General features: G+C 69.0%; 1 protein-coding gene and 2 pseudogenes. All 3 read right to left on the bottom strand.

What is annotated here, in order from left to right; genetic code table 11:
* A pseudogene (locus WA805_RS22890) lies at positions 1-421 on the bottom strand (sugar ABC transporter permease); the annotation flags it as partial.
* Positions 422-455: 34 nt separating this feature from the next.
* Positions 456-1,811: a sugar ABC transporter permease gene (locus WA805_RS22885; RefSeq protein ID WP_425243373.1), complete on the bottom strand. Its 1,356-nt coding sequence runs from the start codon at positions 1,809-1,811 to the stop codon at positions 456-458.
* Positions 1,812-1,838: 27 nt separating this feature from the next.
* Positions 1,839-2,024: pseudogene (locus tag WA805_RS22880) on the bottom strand (sugar ABC transporter ATP-binding protein); the annotation flags it as partial.

The raw sequence follows: 2,024 nt of genomic DNA, 5'->3' as shown, positions 1-2,024 counted from the left end.
CCCACCATGGCAAGTTCGCACCGGTCGGCTGCACAAGCTCGGCGACCACGACGCTGCCGAGCCCCATGACCAGGCCGACGGACAGGTCGATCTCTCCCAGCAGCAGGGCGAAGATCTCAGCGATCGCCAGCAGCATGTAGACGGTGCTCTGCTCGAAGAGGTTGACCAGGTTCTGCGCCGACAGGAACTTCGAGTTCGCGATCTGGAAGCCGATGGCGACCACAACGAGGCCCAGGACCACGGGCAGGACACCGCTGTTGCCGCCGCGGACCCGGGCCCACGAGGCCCGGAAGTACTGGCCCAGCGTCTCGGCGGCGAGCTCGGGCGGGAGGTCGGCCGCTTCGACCTTGGCGTCGGCGGTCAGGTCGACCGTCCCGGCACCCGCCGTCCCTGCCGGGGTCTCGCCGGGGTCCGCGGTCACGGGCATTTCCTCATCACTTGTCCTTCGCACCTGATCAGACACGGTTCACGCCCCCGGACCCGCGCCGTGACAGCACGTCAATCAGCACCGCGGCGAGGAGCACGGCGCCCGGCACGATGTACTCCAACGGCGTGGACAGTGAACCCAGGTTGAGAAGGGACACGCCGTAGGCGATGCCGCCGATGAGGAGGCCGCCGAGAATACCGTGAATTGCCTTGCCCCGGCCGCCGAAGAGGCTGACCCCGCCGATAACGGCGGCGGCGATCGAGTACAGGACGAGCTGGCCGGGGTCTGCCGTATTGGTGCTGTACTCACCGAAGAAGAAGGAGCCGAGCAGGACGCCGCCGAGGGCGGCGGTCGCCGAGCACAACGCGAAGGCCCAGATGCGGATGGCGGGGACGCGGACGCCGGCGCGGCGGGCCGCTTCCGGGTTACCGCCGATGGCGTACATGTAGCGGCCGAAGCGGGTCCGCCCGAGCACGAGCGTCCAGACGCCGAGCACGGCGAGGACGATCGGGATCACCCACGGAACTCCCGTGACCGACTTCAGGGTGCTCCCGCGGTTGACGGAGCAGACGAGCACCACTGCCGCGCCGATGATCGCCACCAGCGCGATCCTGATCGCTACCAGGCTCAGCGGCGGAGCGGTCAGGCCCTGGCGCCGCCTCGAGGTCGTGCGCAGCCACAGGGTCGCGCCGTAGGCGACGACCAGCACCGCCAGGACTATCCAGGCGACGACGGGAGAGATCAGCCCCTGGACCATCTCGTAGATGAAGTTCTGGTTGGGGTCCGAGGTGTTGAGGTTCACCGAGGAGTCGGCCCCGCCGAGGAGGACGATGAGGATTCCCGAGAACAGCAGGAAGCCGGCCAGGGTCACGACGAAGGACGGGATTCTGAGCCGTGCGACCAGCGCCCCTTGGAGGGCGCCGAACACGCCGCAGATAGCGAACGCGGCGAGCAGCGCTGCCCACCACGGCCAGTCCGCCCCGGGCTGCTGGACCAGCTTGAAGGCGATCACCCCGCCGATCAGCGCGACCGCGCCGACCGACAGGTCGACCTCGGCGAGGAGCAGGACCGCCGTCTCAGCGATCGCGAGCACCATGTACACGGTGCTCAGCCCGAAGATGAACACGAGGTTGCTCGGCCGCAGGAAGGCGTGCTCGGGGGTGATGATCTCGAAGACGACGGCGACTATCACGATGCCCAGGACCACGGGCAGTACGCCGCTGTTGCCGCTGCGGATCTGGGCCCACCAGGCCCGCATGTACTGGCCCAGCGACTGGGCGACGAGTGCGGGCGGGATGTCGGCCGCTTCGACCTTGGCGTCGGCGGTCAGGTCGACCGTCCCGGCACCCGTCGCTACCGGGGTCTCGCCGGGGTCCGCGGTCACGGGGACTTCTCGATCCTGGCCATGGCCTCAGCCCTCGCCACTGGCGGATGCGGATGGCTCGTACGGCCGCCCGCTGGCGGTACCCGTCGTCATGTACTCCACCACGCTCTGCCGGTCGAAGTCCGCAGCCGGCCCCTGGACCACCATCCGCCCCAGGTACAGCACCGCGATCCGGTCCGCGACCTCGAAGACGTCGTTCAGGTTGTGGCTGAC

Origin of the sequence: Trebonia sp. (assembly GCF_049794275.1) — a bacterium.
In the GTDB taxonomy this organism is placed as follows: domain Bacteria; phylum Actinomycetota; class Actinomycetes; order Streptosporangiales; family Streptosporangiaceae; genus Trebonia.
The sequence above is the reverse complement of the archived record's forward strand: the minus strand, read 5'-3'. Positions and strand labels throughout refer to the sequence as shown.